Here is a 2,033-nt window from a genome sequence, read left to right as displayed (position 1 = left end):
CTACGACGCCGATCTCCGGTCCCTGCTGCGGGCGGCCTGGGAGGGCGACGGCCCTAGGAGGGTTCTGATGTAGGGGTGACCTGGGCGGCGATCGCCGGCCGGTTTGGAGCCCGACGGTTCGGCGGGCGTCCTGATGGCCTTTCTTGATCGCCTTGCCGGCGATTCTCGCTCCTTCCCTCCTTGTCCCTAGCCGCCATCCCTTTGATTTCGGGTTTTCGGAACGACGAGGGACCAGGAAGGGGCAGCGGGAGTCGGCGATCGAGGGGCTCGTCGCCGATCAGGGAGGGGCCGCCGCCCAACCTCCGTCGGCCATGTGCGCCCCGAGGGTGGCCAGGCGGGCCCAGTTGATCGCGGCGGCCCGGGTGTCGACATCGGTGGCGATCCGGGCCTGGCCCCGGGTGCGGGCCTTGCGCCCACCCCAGGCGACCCGCACGAAGTGGGCGATCTTGCGCTCGACCTTGGGCCGGGTGGAGCGGTAGGCCTCCTGCCAGGCGGGATCGGCCTGGGCTGCCTTGTGGCGTTGCAGGACCTCCTCTTTGGCGTGGATGCTGACGGAGCGGCCCGACGCCGAGGTGGTGCAGACCTGCATCATCGGGCAGGTCGAGCATGCGTCGCCGAAGTCGGCCCGCCCGGCCCCGTCGGAGCCGAAGCGGATTGTCGCCACCTTCTCCGCCGGGCAGGTGACGGTGGCGGCGCCGAGGTTCACGTCGAAGTCGTCCTTGCCGAAACGGCCCTGGCGGCCTCGGGCCGGCGGGACCTTGGCCTTGACGTCGGTGAAGCCGGCCGCTTCGAGGTCGTCGAGGGTGCCGGCTCCCGCGTAGGCCGAGTCGCCCATCACTGTTGGCTTGGTCTCGTCGTCGGCCACCGGGGCCAGCAGGTCCTCCACTGCGGTGGCGTCGTGCGCGTTGGCCGGGGTGACGACCACCTCGTCGATGAGCTCGGAATCGGGGTCGATGCTCATGTGGGCCTTGTAACCGTCGAAGCGGCGGTCATGGCTTTTGTGGCCGTGGCGGGCCTCGGGGTCCACCGTGGAGATCACCCGGTCCTTTGCCACCCGCCGGGCGATGCGGAACGTCCCGTCGTCGCCGGCGTCGGTGTCCTGGCCGGCCACCAGGGCCAGCAGCTCGACGGCATCGGCCGCCGGTCGGGAGAGCACCTGGCCTTCCAGGATGGCCAGGGCAGCCAGGGCGTCCTTCACCAGCGCGTCGATCAGTGCCTCCTTCGCCTCGGCGTCGTCCCAGTCACACGGCGGCTTTCCCGGGCCGGCATAGTCGTCGTCTCGCCTCAGGGCGGCCCGTACTCCGGCGGCGAGGTTGCGGTGGTCGTGGTCCAGTGCCCGCAACAGCTTGCGGACCGCCGAGCGCAGCTGGGTCACGGTGTCCTGGGTGGCCACGGAGTCATAGACCGGGGTCGAGTCGACCACCCGCACCCGGTTGCCCATGAGGCCCGACTCGGTGGCGGCCGAGCGGGTGTCTTCGAACAGCCGTCGGCGCCGGGCGGAGGCCCGGAGGCGGTTGCGCATCCCTACCAGGACGGTGGGGTGGAAGGCCGGGTAGCCGACATGCACGCCCGCGGCGGCCTGCCAGGCCAGGTCTCGTTCCAACCGGTCGCAGGCGTCGCCGTCGGAGAGGCCCTCATGAGCCTGGAGCACCATCACCGTGGCCAGCACCCGGGCCGGCACCGTCGGACGGCCCCGGACCGAGTCGGTGTAGCAATCGGCGAAGTAGTCGTGGGGGAAGATCGCCTCCCCGTAGTCGGCCAAGAGGCGGTAGATCCCCCGCAGACGATCACCGAGCAGCTCTTCGGGGCGTTCGAAGCGCTGTTGTGCCAACACCGTTCCCAGGGCCATGCCCGAGTCTTGAGCACCAGACGCCTCGGGTGGTGGACCTCGACGCTTACTTCAGAACCCTCCTAGGCCGGCGGCGATGGTGAGGAGACCCGGGAACAGGCTCAGGAGCGAGAAGAACGCCACCTCGGCGGCCAGCCCGGTGACGCGGTCCTCCTGGGAGCCCCGGGCCATCTGGCGGGTGACG

At 70.7% G+C, this 2,033-nt stretch carries 1 protein-coding gene; it reads right to left on the bottom strand.

The genetic code is table 11. The features are described from left to right. Window positions 1–277: 277 nt before the first annotated feature. The gene (locus tag VNL12_RS00350; RefSeq protein ID WP_325590518.1) at window positions 278–1,849 is read right to left on the bottom strand and encodes an IS1182 family transposase; all 1,572 of its coding nucleotides are present in this window, start codon (window positions 1,847–1,849) and stop codon (window positions 278–280) included. Between the last annotated feature and the right edge of the window lie 184 nt (window positions 1,850–2,033).

The organism is Iamia sp. (genome assembly GCF_035575815.1).
Classification (GTDB): Bacteria; Actinomycetota; Acidimicrobiia; order Acidimicrobiales; family Iamiaceae; genus Iamia.
Note: the sequence above shows the minus strand (reverse complement) of the source record. Positions and strands in the feature narration are given on the sequence as shown.